This window comes from Ruegeria sp. AU67, assembly GCF_900312795.1.
Lineage (GTDB): Bacteria > Pseudomonadota > Alphaproteobacteria > Rhodobacterales > Rhodobacteraceae > Ruegeria > Ruegeria atlantica.
This window is the reverse complement of sequence record NZ_OMPH01000021.1, coordinates 1-20,859: the sequence shown is the minus strand read 5'-3', so window position 1 is coordinate 20,859 and position 20,859 is coordinate 1. Positions and strand designations below refer to the sequence as shown.

Annotated in this window: 14 protein-coding genes; 7 read left to right on the top strand and 7 right to left on the bottom strand. The window is 51.0% G+C overall.

Annotated features, from left to right (window positions below; all coding sequences use genetic code 11):
* From DK510_RS11360 to DK510_RS11350, 3 genes are all read left to right on the top strand, one after another.
* A complete protein-coding gene (locus DK510_RS11360) occupies positions 1-1,812 on the top strand; it encodes a hypothetical protein (protein WP_109312204.1) in 1,812 nt (603 codons plus the stop codon).
* Positions 1,805-3,088, top strand: a complete 1,284-nt coding sequence (locus tag DK510_RS11355; RefSeq protein ID WP_109312203.1) for a HupE/UreJ family protein — start codon at positions 1,805-1,807, stop codon at positions 3,086-3,088. The genes DK510_RS11360 and DK510_RS11355 overlap by 8 nt, the downstream gene beginning before the upstream one ends.
* A 377-nt stretch (positions 3,089-3,465) precedes the next feature.
* The gene (locus DK510_RS11350; RefSeq protein ID WP_109312202.1) at positions 3,466-4,026 is read left to right on the top strand and encodes a recombinase family protein; all 561 of its coding nucleotides are present in this window, start codon (positions 3,466-3,468) and stop codon (positions 4,024-4,026) included.
* A 234-nt stretch (positions 4,027-4,260) separates the two neighbouring features.
* Here DK510_RS11350 and DK510_RS11345 read toward each other — a convergent pair whose 3' ends face one another.
* From DK510_RS11345 to DK510_RS11320, 6 genes are all read right to left on the bottom strand, one after another.
* Positions 4,261-5,679, bottom strand: a complete 1,419-nt coding sequence (locus DK510_RS11345; protein ID WP_109312201.1) for a hypothetical protein — start codon at positions 5,677-5,679, stop codon at positions 4,261-4,263.
* Between the two features lie 137 nt (positions 5,680-5,816).
* Positions 5,817-6,641 (bottom strand): HNH endonuclease signature motif containing protein, encoded by an 825-nt coding sequence (locus DK510_RS11340; protein WP_109312200.1) that lies wholly within the window; start codon positions 6,639-6,641, stop codon positions 5,817-5,819.
* Positions 6,642-6,761: 120 nt separating this feature from the next.
* On the bottom strand, positions 6,762-7,382 hold the full coding sequence (locus DK510_RS11335) for a thermonuclease family protein (RefSeq protein ID WP_109312300.1): 621 nt from the start codon (positions 7,380-7,382) through the stop codon (positions 6,762-6,764).
* 86 nt (positions 7,383-7,468) lie between these two features.
* Positions 7,469-8,374, bottom strand: coding sequence for a hypothetical protein (locus DK510_RS11330; protein ID WP_109312199.1), 906 nt, complete (start codon positions 8,372-8,374; stop codon positions 7,469-7,471).
* Positions 8,371-9,114: an OmpA family protein gene (locus tag DK510_RS11325; protein ID WP_109312198.1), complete on the bottom strand. Its 744-nt coding sequence runs from the start codon at positions 9,112-9,114 to the stop codon at positions 8,371-8,373. Before DK510_RS11325 ends, DK510_RS11330 begins: the two co-directional genes overlap by 4 nt.
* Positions 9,111-10,547 (bottom strand): hypothetical protein, encoded by a 1,437-nt coding sequence (locus DK510_RS11320; RefSeq protein WP_109312197.1) that lies wholly within the window; start codon positions 10,545-10,547, stop codon positions 9,111-9,113. Before DK510_RS11320 ends, DK510_RS11325 begins: the two co-directional genes overlap by 4 nt.
* Positions 10,548-12,172: 1,625 nt before the next feature.
* Between DK510_RS11320 and DK510_RS11310 the strand changes: the two genes are divergently transcribed.
* The 4 genes from DK510_RS11310 (at position 12,173) to DK510_RS11295 (ending at position 18,625) form a co-directional block, all read left to right on the top strand.
* On the top strand, positions 12,173-12,748 hold the full coding sequence (locus tag DK510_RS11310; RefSeq protein WP_109312195.1) for a GAF domain-containing protein: 576 nt from the start codon (positions 12,173-12,175) through the stop codon (positions 12,746-12,748).
* Positions 12,712-13,806, top strand: coding sequence for an adenylate/guanylate cyclase domain-containing protein (locus DK510_RS11305; RefSeq protein ID WP_109312194.1), 1,095 nt, complete (start codon positions 12,712-12,714; stop codon positions 13,804-13,806). The genes DK510_RS11310 and DK510_RS11305 overlap by 37 nt, the downstream gene beginning before the upstream one ends.
* Positions 13,807-14,154: 348 nt before the next feature.
* Positions 14,155-15,993 (top strand): amidohydrolase, encoded by a 1,839-nt coding sequence (locus DK510_RS11300; RefSeq protein WP_234999040.1) that lies wholly within the window; start codon positions 14,155-14,157, stop codon positions 15,991-15,993.
* Positions 15,994-16,399: 406 nt separating this feature from the next.
* Positions 16,400-18,625, top strand: coding sequence for a tetratricopeptide repeat protein (locus DK510_RS11295; RefSeq protein WP_109312192.1), 2,226 nt, complete (start codon positions 16,400-16,402; stop codon positions 18,623-18,625).
* A 259-nt stretch (positions 18,626-18,884) separates the two neighbouring features.
* On the opposite strand, the gene DK510_RS11290 is transcribed toward DK510_RS11295, so the two are convergent.
* The gene (locus DK510_RS11290) at positions 18,885-20,249 is read right to left on the bottom strand and encodes an alpha/beta fold hydrolase (protein ID WP_109312191.1); all 1,365 of its coding nucleotides are present in this window, start codon (positions 20,247-20,249) and stop codon (positions 18,885-18,887) included.
* Positions 20,250-20,859: the final 610 nt, after the last annotated feature.

Below are 20,859 nucleotides of genomic sequence, written 5' to 3'. Positions count from 1 at the left end.
GTGAACAAAATTCCGATTTGGCAGTATCTGAACCGCCTATTCCTGATGCTGAGCCTGATGGCCTCAGGTGGGCAGGCCGTTTCGGCGGATGTCGTTCTGACAAACGGTTCGGAAGTCGCACCCAATATTGCTGTCCTTCATGTCCAAGATGATGGGGTTTACGTCGACCTTGAGGTCTACGTCGGAGATATACCGCTGTTTGCGGATATGCTGCCAATCGGTTGGTCATCAGATTTCGTCCGGGGTGAGCCGGAAGCTGAACAAGAGTCCAATCAAGGTTATGCCCAAGCCGAAAGCCGGGCGCTGTCGATTGTTGGAGGCGACGAACGGGCCCTAAACGCTGATATCAGAAAGGTGGAATACCGAACGCGCATAGACCGGGCTTCGCCGCTTGCAGGTCAGCGCGATCCATTCTCGGGTCAAATTGTTCCCAGCCCGCCAAAAGATCCGCGTATTCTCTTCGTCGAAGTGTTCTTTCCGTTTCAGAACTCAGTTCCCAACGAGCTGACCATAATGCCTCCATCGCAGGATGGCGAACCACTGGTGACAATCGGGATGCAGGTTTTTGACCGAGAGGTTCCGGTCACGGATTTCAGTTTCTTGGCAAAGCCGGCAGAGTTAAAGATTCACTGGCCTGATCCGTGGGACAGCCGCTTTTCTGCTGAAAGCCTGAATCGAAAAGCTCAGGACGGGACATCCACCTTTCTCTACATCGAACCTCGTGAAGTTCGGCATGAAACACTGATCCGCTTGCGTGAACTGGCGCCTTGGATTGGTGAAACTTTCGAAGTGGGGCGAACGCTTTCGCCACAACATAGCGCCTTGATCGTAAACCAGGCGGCGTCCTTTTTGGCTTCTCGTAACCCGGTGACCATTGATGGCAAGTCAGTGCAACCATCAAACGCTACTGCAACACTCCTGGAGCTGACATCGCAGGGTTTTCAGGTTGTCGAGCCGGGAAAGGAAGTGTCTGTGAACAATACGTTTATTGGAGCTATCCTGTCTTTCTCATCGGCAGACCTTCCCGATCAGGTGGCGGTCACTTGGGATATGTTTGACGAGGAAATTTCCCGCGTTGCGACCATTTCAAACGATATCGCCGGGCCGTTCTTTGGAGCTGTTACACCTGCGGACCCTCAGTTTCACTGGCAGAACCACCTACTCCAATACCAAAGAGCATCTGTTACTCAGATTCCAGTTGAGCGGCAGAAACGGCAGAACCCTGCCGTGGCTTTGATCGCCGGGATTATCAGCGCCGTCTCACTCTGTTTTCTCCTGCTAACCAGAGGCAAAGTCGCAAAGCGTGCCAGTTGGGTGACTATGATTGCCGCTGCTTCGGCAACGTTTGTATTTTCGGGATATTTGCCGGAATTACCCTGGAGTAAGCCCGAGCCCCCTGAGCAGCAGGTTGCGGAAGATATACTGCGCTCGATGATCGAAAACTTGAACACGGTGACCCTAGAAACTTCGTCGGCAGCAAGAAAGGCAGAGCTGGCCCACATTGTAACGGCAGCGTCTCTGGGCGACATCGCAACAGAGGTAGAACGTGGTCTCGTAATCCGAACGCCGGGAGGCAGTCTTGCTACAGTTACAGATATTAGTGCCCTGAAAGTAGAGCGCGTTGACCCGACCCTTAATCCGGGTGGATTTAGCACTCTGGCAAAATGGACAGTGAAAGCCCAAGGCGGTCATTGGGGACACGCCCATATACGCGCGGTTACGTTCCGGGTGCTAGCCGAGGTCGTACCTGAGTCAGGGCAATGGAAGCTGGATGGATTAACTGTAATCGAGGCCCGAGATCCAAATGCATGAGCGTTTAAGACCAAAGGTTTTTGCTTTCGGCGCTCTGTTTGTCGGAGTGCTTTTGTCACTGACGCTGTCAGCCTCGGCGCATTTTTTGCTAAACCTCAACGTTCGAATTTTGCATGTCGAGCATTCCGAAGGCGGTCTGCGTGTCTACATCCGTACGCCCATGCCTTATCTGGTTGCAGACAAGGTCGGTGATCAGGATGGTGATGCTTTGCCGAAAGCTGCACCATTCACGACTAATGCCTTGAGCGACGGTCAGTTGGTCCACTTTGTCGACTTGCAGGCTGTCATGAGCGATCCTAATGGGCTGGGGCAATTCGCTGAAGGTGGGTTGCATCTGTTGGTCGACAATCAGCGCTTAAGAGGAACAGTTAAGTCCGTTCGCTTGCATCGAGTTGGAAATGAGCCCGGATTTGCAACTTTGGCCGAAGCTCAACAGGCCGTGGACACCGAAACGGCCTTAACGCCACCGCTTTTTGTTGGTGACACAATTGTCGATCTCATCCTGCATTATGACACTGACGGCCCGGTCCAATCTTACAGCATTACCAACGTGCTGGACCCCGGCTTGCCCGATCAGGACCAAACGGCCAACCTCATTCTCGATTACGCGTCGGACACACCGCAGATATTCCGAACTCGGGGCCTGATGACTGAACCATTGGTGGTTCAGCAAGAGGGGTATGGAGGATTCCTGAGTTTTGTCTGGGAAGGTATACGACATATCCTCGAAGGATTGGATCATGTTCTTTTTGTTGTGTGTTTGGTCATTGGAGCGCAGACACTCAGGGCGCTATTGCTGCGTGCAACCGGTTTTACCGTTGGGCATAGCGTAACGCTGTCGCTAGGGTTTTTCGGGTTTGTACCATCGGGCGCGTGGTTTGTTCCTGCCGTCGAAACCGGAATCGCGCTTTCTATCATATTTGCAGCTGTCGCAGCGTTTATGAGTTTTAAGGACAGCGCGCGCTCTGAGGTCACGATGGTGCTTCTGACGACGCTGATTGGCCTCTTGCACGGGCTTGGGTTTAGCTTTGTGTTGCACAAGATTTTGCAGGTTACATCCCCAAACATCTGGCAAAGCCTGCTTGCATTCAATCTTGGCGTCGAGCTTGGCCAGGTCGCCATTATTCTTGCGCTCTGGCCTGCCTTAGTAATGTGTCGGCGCGTGAACTCCAGTTTGTGGATGTCCGTACGAGTGGGCTTAGCCGTTGGATGTGCGGCTATCGCCTGCTATTGGACCTTTCAGCGAGTTGCCGAGGTTTATTCCACGTTGGCTTAAGGTCATTGCGATGGCGCGTGCCGTGATGGTCGCCTGAGAGAAAAGCGGACATTCGGCTGTTCCACAGCATAAGACAGATTGGGGCTCCGGGCGGTCATTCGCTGCATACAGCGTCAATGTCCGCTGCGTAGGCCAAATTTACTCAAGTTTTTTGGCGAATTTTTTCGCGCCCGTATCTATAGTTCTAGACAGGCTGAGTTCCCCCCATGGGGTAGTCAGCATACGTCTCGGCTCTTTTGTTTGGTATTGCTGTTTCACAAGGCCCTGCCCCAGCGACACAACCAGCACACACGCAAATTGTGTCTCACAGATGTTGACTTTGCTTTTTGAGACAGTATGTGTCTCAATATTTAAGACTTTGAGAGACGGAACAGATCATGCTTGTTGGCTATGCTAGGACTTCGACTTTAGATCAAACGGCTGGGCTTGATGCTCAACTACGGGAACTGGAAAAAGCCGGGTGCGAGAAGGTTTTCACCGAACAGGTATCCTCAGTGGATGTGAGAGCGCGTGAGAAGCTCACAGAGGCGCTCAACTTTGTCCGAGAGGGTGATCACCTAGTAGTCACCAAACTAGACCGACTGGCGCGCTCTATGGCCCACCTGATGGAAATCCGTAACCAGCTTGACGCCGTTCGGGCGCACCTAACGATCTTGGGGTTAAGTCTCGACACTTCCACTGCCCAAGGCAAGCTGATGTTGAACCTGTTGGGAAGCGTGGCTGAGTTTGAGCGTGAGATTATGCTGGAGCGTCAGCGTGAAGGAATTGCCAAGGCCAAAGCTGCCGGAAAGTACAAAGGGCGCAAACCAACCGCATTGGCAAAGTCGGACGAGGTGCTTGCGCTGGCAGGTGAAGGCATCGGCGCCACCAAGATTGCAAATGACCTCGGCATCAGCCGTGCGTCGGTGTACCGGATATTAAATGCAGGTCAAAGCTGACCGCTGCTACCCGCGTTGTTGACGAGCGAAACGGATGCCAAGCTGAAGCTTAACAGACTTACGCTCGCGCCGTGTCATCAATCTTCTTTGCTAAACCCTCCCTCTTATGAGGGAAGAACCGGACAGAGATTTTCACAAGTGTTCTGGGTAATGGTGGAGAATGCATTCCCTCGGAGAGGGGTCAGATACAGATCATCTACTAATTCGGTGAAGCCAAAACTGCCAAATTCGTAATCAGCAAGCACCGATCTTGGTCGTATTTTCTGATTGCTCATTAGCAATCTCAGCAAGTACCTCTCCAACGTCTGCTGTAACCAGACCAGTTGGACCAGTATAATTGCCAGAATAGGCCTTCTGGGCCGGGATTTCTCCGGCACCCAGTTTAACTGCAACTCTCTCCATTATCTCGGGAAGTTCGTCCTCAAGTGTCTTGTAGGTTATAAAGCTGTCATGGATTGGCAGGCACGGTTGCCGCATTTCAACAAATCTGAGCATGATCGCTTCAGCAATTTCTGCATCTATGCGTTGCAAATAGACGCCTGCCCCAGTCATAAAATGTTCTTCCAACACGCTGTGGTGCTTAAGGATGCCATTGAGGAAGCTATTCCAAGGCATGCCCAACTCTTCCTCGTTGAATTCCGGGACAGTGTGGGGTGCAGGTCGACGGCTTGCGTTTAGCAGTACATTGAACGCTCGCTTTACAACCTTACGATGGCGTTCTCCGTACGGCTTGCTGTAGGGATCGATATCCTTTGGTATCGTGGACCCAATGGATTTGTATAGAAGCCTCATATGAATTGACGAAAAATCATACTCACACGTTAGCTTGCCGTTTATCTTGATATGTCGACGCAAACGTTTTGGCACGCTCTGCCACCATCCGCCATAGAACCTTCCACCTTCGTCCCACTGTGGGCTATTGAAGATGCGGCATAGCCGGTTACGTGTTGTGTCTATGCGCTGATACTGAAGAGGTTCGCGTTCGACTTTAGCCTCCTGCACAGCGTCACTCAGCCGGTCGGCCTCCATGCCGTTTGTTTGTTTTTGCGTCAGGTCCAATGTGAACCTATAGCCTTCGAGATGTCTGTTGATTTGCTCGACATTGTCGCGCCATTGGACAATCTGATCTGTATCAATAAAGGCGTGACGCTTCTTTTTCCCGTTGCGCTTAACTCGTAGAATAATTGGATCCGATGTATCGACAAGATGCTCGGGTCTAAGTCCCGCTATACCCAGTTTCTCGACCAGTAGCTTTGTGCCTCTAACCCTAGTTCGCCGCCCACTCGCTTCGCTACCGATGCTTAACTCGTCCATATAGCCTGCTTCGACTAGACCTTTATACGCATCCAGGAATGGTCGCGCTGATACGAATTCCGGCTGGTCCAGGTTCTTTCGGCTAAGAGCATTGTTGTCCTTTGCAACGCCCACTTGCATGTCAGCATCTGCGACATAGGCATCGAACAAATCTAAGCAAATGGCTCTCAAACATTTGCGGAACCTAGCGCCGCTTGCCGCGTCCCTTCTACGCCGATTTTCCAACTGCTCTACTTCAGCTTGAATATGGTCTAGTCTATCAAAAATAGCAGGAGCAAACTGGTCTTTGGGAGTGCGCCAAAGATTAATTGGCCTGCTGGGCGCGTCTGTGAGTTCCAATCAGATTTTTCCTTTTTTTGGATGAGACGGCGAAAGGGAAGCTGTGCTTTTGGCGCCGGCGCCTCAAGTCATAAAACACCAATTGCAAACGCGAACTCAACACTTAGCAGAAAGCCAGAACACAAGCTGTTTTTGCGTCAATCTAAACCGTGTGGTTCGGTGGTTTTTAACTTCTCTACAAGTTGTCGGTTCAATTCCTTGCCGTTTTGCCCGTAATGAATTTCGCGGTGTATGCTTGGACAAATCGCGGCTACGTAACGTGGATCGTCCGGGCCATCATCCGACAGCCGGCGCGTGTGATGAACTTCGAGATACGGCTCCCCAGACTTAGTGCGGAACGGCGCTGGTTTGCCAGTAAGTTCACAGAAGCCCCCCGCTCGCGCGAGAATGTAGTCTCGGACAGCCTTACTTCTTGCTCTGTAGGCTGAACGCGCATTTTTCCACTGTTTAGCCTGGCTGGGTACGGCTGCTGCAATAGCCTTTTCTCGCAAACGTTCAATTTCGCTAGATGCTGGTGGTGCGTTTCCCACTTCCAGAATGGGTTCAACATCACTTTCGAGTTTGATCAAATGAAATTGGATGCAATCACGCAACTTATTATTTGTATCTGCGCCTCTCAGGATATCCCAAGACTGACACGCAAATCGCCCTAAGAACCGAACTGGTTTGGATTTACCAAGGGCTTCAAATAGAAGAAGTTCTTTTCCTAGTTTGTCATGATCTCTGATGGCAGCGTTACCACGCAGAAACTCCATGTCTCCAGTTTGTCCCTCTCCAGTGTACAAGAACACTCCTTCGTCGCGCCAACCGTCCAAATAGCCATGTTGTTCACCACTTTTTCCGGTGAAGATGAAGACGTAGGGATGATCCTTAGGGGTAGATATCCCACCCTGCATTTGCCCCCCGAATAAGGCGTGAATGTCTTCGCGCCGGGAGTACTCAACGCCTTCAACAAATTCCATTGGTACCGCTCCTTCTAGTCAGCCATTCTGTGGACACAACTATCGCAAGAAATACTATTAGGATTGAAGCTCCTGCCGATCGACATCTCATGAGTGCCAATCTATCTTCTTTGTCACAGCCTATTTTGCTACTTTGCGGGACGCTTGTCTGGCTTCGAATTGCTCCCAAAGCTTCATATGCCCCTTCTGCCGCGCGTCAGCTAGCCACAACTTCCTTCTTGCTTCAGGTTGCTCAAGAGCGCGGTACTTACCACCTGAGAACTTTGGCCAATCTATCGCCATTCCGAGCTTGACCATTTCCGCAGACAAGTCGCGGCCATCTTCCAGATAGCACTTTGCCACGGTACGACCGTGGTCATCCTCAGCAGTGACCTCTGCTCTAACTTTCTGCCCCTTGCATAGGGATACCAAAGCCCACTTGGCCTTCTTGCCGTAGGGGTGGTTAATCTCAGGCGCATCAACGCCGAACAAGCGCACTTGCTTTTTCTGTATCTTTATCGTGTCGCCGTCCACAACGTAGGCAGCGCCCTCCAATACTGCGGCGGTGGGTTTCGGTACTACGCTGCCCGCATCGAAACGTGATGGCCGACTTGTATTCTGGGTAGGCGACGCGCCCAACCTCGGTTTCAATTCCGAAGTTTCCTGTCGTTTAGACCTAGTACTTTTGTCAGGCTGTCGTTTGCTACGCGCAATGAGCAGTACAGCCACCACGACGACAATTAGCAGTAACAAGACTTCCATAGTATCGAACCTTCTAATGTTTACAAAAAAGTGCATGCAACGCAGTCGTCGGGTGCATCGCACTTTACGAATAAGAGCAGGGTGACCTAGCTCCTTGTTCCGCCAGCTTGGAGACTTTGTTCGAGACGTAGTTCTACTATTTTGTTCTTATCCCTTGTCGGAACTTTCATGTGCCCGTGGCCCGGCTGTTTTGCATGATCGATTGCACATAGAACTTCGAGATTTTCTAAAGTGTTATCGGTTACGACGCCACTCTTGTGATGGCAGTGCAATAGATGGGGCACCGACCTGAGGTTTACGCCACATGCCTCGCAAGTCCAGTTTTTCCCACGCCTAGTTCTCTTAGAGATTGCCGCCCAGTCGTCGACGTAGACATTGGGTTCAGCAGTCGTATCCCTTCTCGAAGGTTTATCGTGAAAGAAAGTTGAAAACTCTAGGAGGAACTGGCTAATCTGAAACTCTCGCCAAATATCAGCCTTTGATTGGGATCCCCCATTCTCCAGCTCGAGCCTATCGTTCGGTTGTTCGTACCCACGCCAATTGATCGCTTTCAAACAGTTCTTACAGACTTTGAGGGCTGCTTCTGTCTCGCCTCTTTCACCACTATCGTTCTCGAACCAATCGACAAGAAAACGCCCGTCCATTCGATTAGTGACCACATACCGCTCGAAACGTCCTGCATGCCGCATTGTGTCCAGCGTTTCACATTCTGCAACATGAAAACGGCGCGATTTCTCAGGCTCGTGTTCCAGCGTATAGCGGTCGGCTCGAGTGTCCTTAATGTAAAGGATGACCTGCTCGCCTTTATAAGAAAGCAATCCGCCAGGACCACGCGTCACGTCATCAAGTGTGATTTCAATCCCAGACTGGAGTTGAATTCTGATCTCTTCTCGGGGATCAAGAGGACCAGTTTTAGGCGTCCAAGAAGATTGACCCGCCCCCATTGTTGAGCGAAGGCGAACTAACTCTGTGAAGTCCAAGTCGAGCTTCATTGCACTTCCTCGAGTATTTTAACAATTTCTGAGCGCGCCTTTGTTCGGACCCTAAATTCGACGCGGCGTGAAAGACTTGGATCTTCCAAGCCGAATTCGTCCAGCATTAGTCGGCTTGAAGAAAGACCATTGGCTGTTAGCAGAGACTGCAACCAATCTCGTTCCTCGGCAACGTCTGGTAGCGTTAGAGCAAAGCTAAGAACTTCTCTGGTTCGTGCTTGCGACAGAGCCATGTTGTTGTAGTAGGCTTGTTCAGGCGACGCACTATTCCATTCAGACGATGTGTGACCCTCAATCCTAATCTCTTCGATCGCTGGCCTAAACTCTGAGAGAACCTCGACGTAGCGTGGGAAAAAGTCGGAAAGTATCTCTCTAAACTTCTCTCGGATAGTTGATTGGCCTTCGGAGAACAAAACTTCCGGTGCATTGAAACGAATGAGAAGTGTTTCTTTCTCAATCTCGGCATTCCATAGCGGCAAATCGGCCTCAAACTCTTCGACAAGTTTATTATAAATTTTGGTTTCAGTGTCCTGCCAGGTCAGCGCAATTTGAGCTATACTCTCTCTTTGTTTCTCTAGCTGTTCTTTTTGAAACTCAAGTTCGTCGTTCTGCTCCTGAAGCGGTCGGATGAATACGACGGCGATGAAAAGAAAAATCACCATCAGACCAGCCATCAAGTCTGAGACAGAAAGCCAGTCGCTGTCGTCGTCTTTTTTGGACATCCCGAAAAAATCGTTCATGAGTTCACTCTACTTGCGTTGACCAATGTGCGAAGTTGCTCAGTCAACGGCGAATAGTCAGAAACGAACTTCTCGGACAGCGAAGCGAGATTACTGCCGAGTAACTCCAACGACCTCTGTAGTTCTTGCTGCATCTGTTGATCAAAATCCGCGAACTGTTGATTGATCTTCTCGGAGCTGGACGTCCATGCCTCTTGAATGGCCTTTTGAGCCTCCCCCGCAGCAGCTTCAATAAGTTCCCCATGTCGATTGAACTCTTGTGATGCGCTTTCGTTCATTTGGGTCATTGCGTCACTGACACCTTTGGAGATTGCCCCTTGCGCGTCCTCCGCACTCGTAAGGAGGGTGCCATACCCACTTGAAATTTTATCAAAGCTACTCTGGCTTTCTGCAAGCGCAGCCTGAGACTTTGCGACAGCGTCACTAACGCTGACACCAAGATCCGAGGTTATCTTTTCCAGATTTGTTTCAATTATCGGGAACGCTTCGATGGCTTTATCTCTAAGCTGAGAAACTGCATCTAAGTTCGCTTGCAAGACTTCCGATTGCGTGTTTATGCCAGTAAGCGCAGGCTCTAGTTTTTCAATTGCTTGCGGAATGCTGGCTGAATGCTCCTCTACTTTGGACAGTGCTAGTTGAGTAGCTTCGATCGACTTTACTGCCGCTTCCAGACGACCTTGAAGACTGTCCACGTGTTCCCGATACTTGTTTTGCCACTCAACCATGGAAGCGACGGCAGAGTTGAGTTCCTTAAAGTTCTCACCAAACTGCTCAGTAAGGTTTTGATTGAAATCCCGAATTACCTCTTCGAGCGCCTGGACAATGGCTTTTTGGTTATTTTCAACCATGTGCTCGGAAAACTCACGGAACTCCTTGATGAGCTCAGTCTGTCCATCATGAAGCGTGGTTCTCAGCTTTTGGACCTGCGTCAAGAGGCTACTGTCACCATCTGAGGATATGGCACTACGAAGTTGTTGCATCTGCTCTCGTGATGCATCGGCACTCTTGCGGCCGTCGTCTCGGATTTCTTGCAAAACTGAGAATATATCTTCCGGTGTTGCGTCAGCTGTTTCCGCTTTGGAAGGTGCAACTGTTCGGACTAACCTGAACAAGATCGACGCAGCAATGCCAACAATACTCGTTGTGAACGCTATCTTGAGACCAGCCAACAGGCTAGGAACGCTTTCATCGATACTCTGCACGTCAAAATCGAGCAGACCGATGAGAATACCCGTGAAAGTTCCCAATACACCTAACGTCGCTAAGCTGTTTGGTGTAATAGCAACAAAACTGCCACCGAACCGGCTCTTGTTCAGGCCAGGCACAAACAAAAAAAGTATCGCCACTCCGAGCCACATAACAATTGCTGCGGAAAACAAGTAGGCAATCTCATCTTCAACTATCGAAGAGTAGATGCGAAAAATTTCATCCATTTCTATTCCCAAACTTCCTATTTTTTTCGGACGACAAACTGTCTGTCCGTGGCACCCAAAAAGTTTAGCCACGTTCTATGGTGGCCTAGGGTTGCAAACCTTGAGCGAGATCAACTCTCGCGGATGTCAGAATTTGAACCATCCTCGAGCACTCCGACACCTACACTTGGTATGAACAAAGCGTAGTGATCAGGACCTCTGCCGTGACTTCGACGTGGGGTTTTCCCGATCTACATTGCTTTGACATCTAAAGGCTTGAAAACCAATGTGGAATTAGTAATTTATCAGGCTGTCGCCTTTCGAATTCTTGCCAAAGTTATAACAATTTCAGCCAAACAAAATTTGGTTTGCGCAAACTGGATGCAGTTTACTCTCTAGACGGCATCACCACTGCCTAACTCTCAAACTACACACCAATAGAGAACAGTCTGCTTCGAATGCTAGGCCTCTTACGCAGATGGTGCATCACCCAAAGCATACAATAGAAGAATTGCTAACAAAGGTGACCCTACGATGGAGATGAGCACCCAGATCAGACCAGACCGGTTTCGGTTCTGCGCCATATTCATAGGCACGATGATCCAGAGCCAAATCACAAAAGCCAGTGCAAGGGCGCTTACTACAATAGCAACAATTGTCTCCACTATGACTGCTCCTACTTATCTGGTGAACTCCATTGCCCACACTCAGGTGCAGACAACTCCACTGGTTCTGCAGAGACCACTAACTTAGGGTCCACCCGACACATTCGCATTTGACCAGTTTCCGTGTTGGTTTGAACCAATAAGATACCGGACAACATGAGGGTTTGGTATTTACCCTCATCCGCACTTGCTAGTGATGTGGTCGCAAGCATCAACCCAAAGGCAGTCGCAGTCCGTTTCATGCGCATTGCTCCATATCAATACATCTATCAATGAGTACCGTGCCGAATTTAAACAGTACAATAAAGAAGTACTGCGTTTAGGTCATAGTCAGTTGGGTGCTGAGGATTGCGTACTTATAAGTGTGACTCTAAGGTGAGACACACTATAAACCAACACACTACAATAGTGTTTACTATCAGTGTATTAGGCGTTCGGCGGCGTTTCCCCTAGGCTCCACCAAAATCCATTGATTTTGTTGAACTACTTCGCGTCATTGAACGTCTGCCCCTATTCTAACCCTAAATTCACGCCGCTTGCCGAGGCTTCCAGGGTCGTATCCCCGAGGCCCAACCGAGTCGGAATGTCGCACCCCACCCCCCGGCCTCACCCGGACGCGGCGCAATTTTGTTTATACCCCACGCACACCAAGCGCGGGGTATCTGGACTTTTTGACTGCCAGGTCAGGTGAGATATGGCCACCCCCGCGCGGCTACAAACTCGTTACGCCGAGAGTACATCAGCTGCTTGGCCATTTGGTGCACTTAGCACGAAAGACCGCTTTGAAGTCCACGCAGACACCCGATCCATTCCGATCATTATCCGCAATGCGGACAAAGCGAACATCCATGGCTAGGTCGTAGACGCCAATTCAACGAATATTGATGGATCCGGCTGAATGGCCGTTTGGTAGCAGCGGCAGCAACATATAGTGTGGTGATCGTTGAATATGGTCCGGTTAGATGCCGAGCAGAGGTTACAGTGAATACCGAATTGGAAAGTGTGAACGCCGAACTGGCGATCTTGCGCGAGCGAGAATTTGCAATGCGTGAAATCTTGCGAGTGATCAGCGCGTCACGAACTGATCCTGAGCCGGTTTTCGAGACGATCCTGAAAAATGCTGCACGCCTGTCTGGCGCGCCTCTTGCCAATCTGTGCATCCTCAACGACACACGCAGTCACTGGACGCTGGTCGCGCATCACGGTGAAGGATTGCGTCACTTGAGCGTGGGGAAAAGCACGCGTCTTTCGGACAGCAATCTAGTCCCCGCCGCCGCAATGCGGACGGCCTCCATCGTTCATGTTGAAAACCTGGTCGACTCCGACCTTTACCAGCAAGGCGACACCGGCCGGGTTGCGATGGTCGAAGAGGAAGGCATGCGCACCATATTGGGTGTTCCATTTCTGCTAAAAGGCGAGGCAATCGGATGCATTACTCTGTTCCGGCGTGAGGTGAAGCCCTTTACTCAGGACGAAATCGAACTGGTGGAAACCTTCGCCGCGCGCCGCATGCCTGTCTATTGCTTCGCTCCGCTGATGACCGGCATCTTCACTTAGTAGCTGCGAATGTCGAACAGTCTGGATACGTCGACTTTCTGCGGGCGAACCCACATTCGATGAAAGACAAGGCCTCGCTTTCTGTTGAGGCAGTCCGATCAATGGAGGTCCGTCAGTATCCGGACATTGAAGCGCTGGCGGGCGGCACAGCTATTTCAGAGCAATTGAAGAACACGTGGGAGCTAGAGCGTATGCGAACACTGCTCTACGTGCCTCTGATCAAAGGCGACCGCGCAATCGGCGCTATCGCACTCTATCGGCTTCATGTCGAGGAGTTCAGCGAAGATGACATCGACATACTGAAGCTTTTTGCCGCCCAGGCTGTGATTGCAATCGACAATGTAAGACAGTTCAAAGCGCTGGAAGCCTTGAACGCCGAACTCGGCGACCGCGTCCGATCTCAGGTAGGAGAACTTGAGCGAATTGGCCGTCTGAAACGCTTCCTTCCAGCTGCGGTTGCTGACGCAGTGGTGAGTGCCGGCGACGAGAGCATGTTGCCCTCCCATCGCGCGTTGGTTGCAACCCTGTTTTGCGACCTGCGCGGTTTCACTGCTTTCTGCGAGTCCGCTGAACCCGAGGAAACCATCGAAGTCCTTCAAACGTATCACCAAGAAATGAGTGACTTAATTGATCAATATGGCGGTGGCGTCGACCAGCGGGCTGGCGATGGCATCATGGTTATTTTTAATGATCCAATCCCAGCAGATGATCCTGCGGGCGACGCGGTGCAACTCGCGTTAGCAATGCGCGACAAGATGCGGGAGCTCTGTGCCCGATGGAAAAAGCTGGGTCATCGCCTTGGCTTCGGCGTCGGCATTTCATTTGGCTACGCCACGGTTGGTATCGTTGGCTCGGCGGGGCGATACGACTACACTGCTTCTGGCACCACCATTAACACCGCGGCCCGGTTGTGCGATATGGCTGCCAACGATGACATTTTGATCTCTCCACGTACCTGGGCCGCGGTTGAAGGGACTGTAAAAGCCGAAAGCCGAGGCGGGATAGAAATGAAAGGCATCAGGGAACCTGTAGACGTATTTGCTATTCTTTCTGAGTAGTTTCCATCGGCAATAAGAAATCAATGCAAGAGACTATAGGGAACTCTGAAAACCTGCCTTGGGCTCGGTGCGGTCGTTTGCTACGGAGCGGCACTGTATTGTCGATTGAGTGTCCACTTTGGGCTCGTAGCAGCCGTTCGCTGCAATCGGCCTGAACGACTGCTTCGCGGACAAACCCGCCTTATGCGGATGCAAATATTTGGGTCAATCTTTTTAGCTGTACGCCAAAAAGTTGTCATACCGGACAAGACTTCTAGTTTACACTATTAATGTCGAAGACATCATTGGATGAAGGGGACGTCGGTTGTGAACACCAAAATCAGTTGCTTAACCGCACTTGCGAGTGGAGTGCTTTTTGCAAATCCGATTTACGCCGAGGTCATTGCTGACACGATCTACTCGGGCGGCCCGATTCTCACCATCAACGACGCACAACCGACGTCCGAAGCCGTTGCGGTTAAGGATGGTCGAATAATTGCGGTTGGCGCACTTGCGGATATTGCTACACATCAAGGAGATACGACAGAGCTTTTCGATCTAGAAGGTCGCGCCATGCTGCCCGGTTTCGTCGACAGTCACGGTCACGCGATAATGGGCGGACTACAAGCTCTTTCAGCTAATCTTCTGGCCGCACCAGACGGTGACGTAACCGATATTCCCAGTCTTCAGGAGACCTTGAACAACTGGATAGCTGGCAACTCAGAAATGGTGGACAAAGTGCAACTGATCGTTGGCTTTGGCTATGACCAATCGCAGTTGAGAGAGCTACGCCACCCAACGCGCGAAGACCTTGATGAAGTGTCAACGGATATCCCAATCATTATCGTCCACCAATCGGGCCATTTTGGCGTCGCCAACTCCAAGGCGCTTGAACAAACAAATGTTGGTGCCGATACGCCTGATCCCGCAGGCGGTATCATCCGACGGCAACTTGATGGTGAGCCAGACGGTGTACTTGAGGAAAATGCATTTTTTATGGTCTTGACCAACCTACTCAGTGGGCTTGGCGAAGAGGGCTTGCGCGCTTTCGCTGACGCGGGTCCTAAGCTTTGGGCGAGGTTCGGCTATACAACTGCACAGGAAGGGCGGGCAGCTCCTCCAATTGTCGAAGTGATGAAAAGCGTCGCGTCCGAAGGCGGATTTAAAATTGACGTCGTTGCCTATCCAGACGTCATGGTCGATCGGAACTATATCGCGGAAAACGTATCGGATTCGTATGTAAATCGCATGCGTGTCGGTGGCGCAAAACTGACCATTGACGGCTCTCCCCAAGGGTTCACGGCATGGCGCGACCGCCCTTACTTTGACCCGGTGGGCGAGTATGAACCCGGCTACGTTGGTTATCCTGCTGTAACAAATCAGCAGGTGATCGATGCCGTCGATTGGGCGTTTGACAACAATATCCAGATCCTTGTGCATTCCAACGGAGAGGCTGCGTCTGACCTTCTGTTGGCATCTATCGATCGTGCCACGACCAAGTACGGACCAGCGGACCGACGCCCCGTGCTGATACATGGTCAATTCCTGCGCGAAGATCAGGTTGATGCGATGAACAGGCTAAATGTGTTTCCTTCATTGTTCCCTATGCACACCTTTTACTGGGGTGATTGGCACCGCGATCACACTGTTGGACCAGTCCTTGCTGAAACCATTTCACCGACTGGCTGGGTGCGCGAGCGAGGCATGATGTTCGGATCGCACCATGATGCGCCAGTGGCATTTCCAGATAGCATGCGTGTTCTGGATGCGACAGTAACCCGCCGTACAAGGTCTGGTGACATCCTAGGCCCATCTCAGCGGGTGGATGTGTTAACAGCCCTTAAATCGATGACGATCTGGCCTGCATGGCAACACTATGAGGCAGACATGAAAGGCAGCATCGAAGTCGGGAAGTTGGCTGATTTCGTGATCCTGTCAGACGACCCCACTGCGGTTGATGCCGAAGAATTGGATCAACTTCGTGTGACGGCGACGATCAAGGAAAACGAGGTGATCTACAAAGCGATGGATGGAGAACAGGACGCCAAGTTGAGGCAGTCCCCATTTATGAGTGATCCAGTGACGGCCCATCGCTTCCTGCATGCCATGTATCGTGGCGCAGGCGTTGAGAAGCCGGTCTTTGGATGCTTGCTCAGCTATGACAAATGCGAAACACTGTTCGGTACGCCCGCAACACGTCTTGAATGAGGGCACCGAAGTCGCTGAAGTAGCCTTCCAAAAGGCTACTGAGCAACCTGTAAAGTTATTCGCTTTGCCTTAATCTCGGCCGGCGCTGAGCAGTTTCTCTACGCAATCTGAGGGCAACCAATGAATGACGACATTGGGCTCCGAGCAGACCTACACCGCATTTTGGTGAGTGTCTGCGTGTCGCGTTAAGCAGTCGTTCGAAGCCGTCGATTTGTAATTTCCAGCACAAGTGTCGGCATTCAGCGGTAGCAGCCGTTTGTAAAATACCGTCGAAGGTCCGAGTTGCGGACAAACCCGACTTTGACTTTCTCGGTAGGTTCAATTTAGCACTTTAGTGACGACCAACGAATTTCTGTGTTTATTAGACAGGACAATTTCGAAAATTCGAGATTTCCCCGGAGAAGAAATGCAGGACGTACAAGGGACAAGAAGACTAGCCGCAATAGCCGCAATCGATATGGTTGCCTATAGTCGGTTGATCGAACAGAACGAAGCGGACACTCTAGCCCGCCAGAAGGTCATTCAGAAAGAAGTAATCGAGCCTCTGGCGTCAAAGTATGGCGGCCGGATCGTCAAAACCACTGGCGATGGAGCGTTGATCGAATTTGATAGTGCCGTCAACGCGGTTTCGTGGGCAGCCGCCTTTCAGCGTCGTGTTGCCCATCTCGAAGAAGAGAGCGAAGAACACAAACGCATCGCTTACCGCGTGGGCGTCAACGCGGGCGAAGTTGTTTTTGACGACAACGACGTATTTGGGGACGGCGTAAACCTAGCTGCCCGGCTTGAAGCTCTGGCGGACACCGGCGGTATCATGATCTCCGAAGGCGTCTTCAGAAACGTAGCAGGCAGGGTAGACTTCGGCTTTGTCGACTTGGGCGAACAATTCGTTAAGAATATTGCGCGACCCGTTCACGCCTATCGTGTCCTTCTGGACGAGGACGATGCCGGAAAGTTCGTCCCCCTACCGAAGTCGTCGGTACTCAGGCGGAGAAGCATTTTGGCGAGCGCTGCCGTATGCGCATCGGTTAGTATTGCCTTGTTCGTTTACATCTTTCTTTTGCCCGGTGACGAACCGCAGGTTTCAGGCGTTTTGATCGTTCCGTTCCAAGCCGACGACCCTTCTGCACAAGTACTCGCTGACGCCGCCACGGAGAACTTGTACCTGTCATTTGAGCGTCTGAACCAACTAGAAATGACGCCTTACAGCATTGCGAAATCCTATGAGGGGATCGATGTCAGCACAGATGAAGCAACCCGGGATCTGGGCATACGGTACGTTTTGGATGGCTCAGCGAAATCGAACAGTGGAGAAATTGAACTTTTCGCCCGACTTCGGGACGCGTTGGCATCTGGCGACGGCGTCATTTGGGAGCAGAATTTTCGCGGAGAAGCCGATCAACTTCTGGGTATGCTTGTAACCGTAAAGCTGAAGGCCGTTGGTGCTATGAAGGCCAAGCTCAATGACGTTGAGCGCAGCATTCTGGAGAACCGACCAACGCAAAACCCCGCAGCCTACTTAGCTTACGCCAATGGCAGGAGGCTTCTCGAAAGCAAAGACTTCACCGACATCGCAAAAGCACTTCCCTTGTTTGACGAAGCAATATCGATGGACCCGCGGTTCGACGACGCAAAGTTGGGCAGCGCCGAAGCGAATTTCCAAATTTGGGAAGGCAGCTTCAACACGATCAAGTACACACTTGATGCAAAGACGGACTTCTCCGAGTTGATTGAGCAAGTGCTTCAAAACGATCCTCGCAATCCTGAAGCGACGGCTTTGAAGGTGCGCGCTCACTTGGAACAACTCGAACCTGATCTTGCCCTTGCGCTGGCGAGGGGGGCTGTGTTCAAAAATCCAACCAATCCGGCGCTGCGCGTTGTGTTAGGAATGAGCCTGACGACCGAAGGAAATTACGAGGATGCAATCGCAGAATTTCAAGAGTATGAGCGCCAGTCGCCAAAACTGAATTCTGGCGAAAAGGGAGATCTTGCATGGAACTACCTGCGAGCCGGCGACAGCGGGCGGGCGTTGGAACTGCTGAAAAGTATCCCGGAAGAAGATTTGCGTGAGCAACACCATCGGCATTTCGCTGAGGCAAACTTTCGGGAAGGCAATATCAAAGCCGCGCGGGCACACATGGAGCTGTTTCTGAAAAACAATGTCTGGCTTAATCTTAACTGGATGAAGCCATGGTTTGAGATTTACAAGGACCCGCAGGTTTTTTCGGTGTTCGAAGAAGCTATGTTGGGATCAGGACTCCCAGAGTGGCCTTTCAACTTCAACGAAGGGCGCGAGGCTGACCGTATCGCTCATGATGAATTGGTTCTTTTGCACTCAGATTCTTTCATCGAACAGCACTCGGTTGGTCCGTTCGGCGCTCCATATTCAGAAAATCGCAATTCAGATGGAAGGATCGAATTGAATTTTGCGTGGATGAATGGCGTACCTTTGTCCGGAACATGGAAGGTTTTTGGTGATCAGATTTGCCGTAACATCCCTTCCGTACATCAGGGGCGTGATCTGTGTCATTTCCTCTATCTCGATCCTGAGAAATCGACTGATGACCACCGGTATGTTGCAGCGCCATGGTCGTTTGGCATCGTAAAATCTGTGTTCGTCCGGACGAAAAAGTGATGCAAGCCAAGCACGCACGCCTGGCTCGCCTACTCTCACTTTGCGAAACCCTAATGGTCAGAGACGCCTAGCTTCTCTACTTCGCCTTTGGGCTCGGTGCGGTCTTGCGCTACGATCTGTCTGAGGGACCGCTATGCGGACAAAGCGGTCGATGACGAGAAGCCTAGAGTTTTCAAATTCCAGTATCGAAAATCGAAGGGCGCACGGCATCCTCTTACCTTCGAACAATAAAGTTTTGGCGATGAACAACGTATACTGCTCAAATTGAATTCAAAAAACGCTCTATTTCCACTAGGGCTTTAGGCCAGGCGGGATCATACTCTGGCATCGTATTGTTTGCTGTCTCAAGGCCAATATAGCGCGCATTCTGGATGCCGGAGGCGAATATCCTACCTTGTTCAACACTGTGCATCCTGTCTCGATTAGCGTGCATGACCAGAGTTGGACAGGTAATCCGCAGAAGTAGATCGGTTACGTCGACCCCTGCGACCAGTGGTCCAATCTTGAGCCAATCCTGATGGTCCATTGCCACTTTCATAAATTCTGCATAAGTGCGCTGGTCATGCGGACTTGCGGTTGGAGCAAATGATTGGGCCATCAAGTCTCTTGCAGAAGGGTATTCATCGTTCCAGCCTTCGAGACTCATATCCATCATTGCTTGCCCAAGCGCGGCAATTCCGGGCTGTGAACGCACTGCGAGTCCTTGTGCAAATCCACCGAGTAGAACCAACCCCGAAACACGGTCAGGATTATGTGCGGCAAAAGCCGCCGCAATGGTTGCCCCAAAAGAAATGCCAAACAATGGAACTTTTTCGATCCCGGCTGCGTCCAGTACGGCCTCAACATCTTCGACGATTCGATTCAAAGACACATCCTGCACGCCCCGCTGGGACAAGCCATTGTTTCTACCATCAAACCGATAAAGGCAGTGATTTTCAGAAAGCAGCGGCAACCACCCGGCGATGGTGTTCATCGTCCAATCGTATTCCAGATGCCTGAGCCAGTTTGGTGTGACCAGTAACTTTCTACCGCTTCCAGTGGATGTCCAGGCAAGCGTTGTACCGTCTTTTGATTTTGCAAAGCGGACGTTTTGAGAGTTAGCCAGCAGCTTGTTCTTTGCGCGTCTTTTGTCACCATCTAAATCAATAGAATAGGCTTCCACTGGATTTGGAATTCCCTTCAACCGTATCGAGCTTTCTGGTCGCAAAGCAACCGCCAGCGAAGTTCCCGCAACTTCAGCAGCTGTCTTGCTGACTAGACAACTTCCAATATGCGCGCTGGACTGAAGGCGCGATGCAACATTCACGGCCTCTCCGAACAAGTCTGTGCCATTTGGCATTACGTCGCCAACGTGGAGACCTCCTCGAAGTGTTACGTCTTCATCTCTCATCTGAATGAAAATCTGGCTGGCAGCATTAATTGCGTCTGTGGCTGCAACAAACTCAACCAAAGCACCATCTCCCATCAGCTTGAATATTCGTCCTTTGTTTTCATGGACCAACGGTCTGATCACATCGTCCAAAATGCGTTGTAGAGTGTTCAGCGTGGTCTCAGCATCCTCTGACATGCGCTTGGCATAATCGACGACATCGAGGCTTAGGATCGCAGCAATTTTCCGCTTCATCAGTCGATGTGATCCTTTTAGCTAAACCAATTCCTCTGAACCAAAATTAACAGACGAATAGATTTTTGTGACCAAAACTTGTGCCTGGGCATTTTGCTAAGCCTGCAAGTTCCCAAACTTGCGTTGAAACACACAGCCGAGCAAAATGTCGTATTGGCTGGCGAAACCTAGAATTAAGGTGAATGATTAACGCATTTCGCGTTGCTAACGAAGGTTCACTTCGAAATATCCATTCTAATGGTATCAGTCCGTAGTTCTTCTCATCTGTGACCGATGGCAGCCCGAAGCGGAACTTCGACTCCGAGCTTTGCAAAATCTAACAAGCGGAAGGCAGCTACCATTAGTGTGAATGGCTTGAAGGTATCGAGCGCTTCGCCACGGCGACAATTTAAGAAAAAAATGACTGCGAGAAACAAAGCGGCTGAAACTGCTCTCTGACAGGAAACAGGCGTCCCCGCACACTTTCGCGCTATTCGAGCTTAGCCCAAGGTGTTTCCGGTGATGAAGGTGTACGAACTTTCGACCAGATCGATGACGACATCCAACTCTACTGGTGTGGTCGGAGTATAGATCATGACAAAGCCACTCCATCCGGGACGTTGATTAGCCC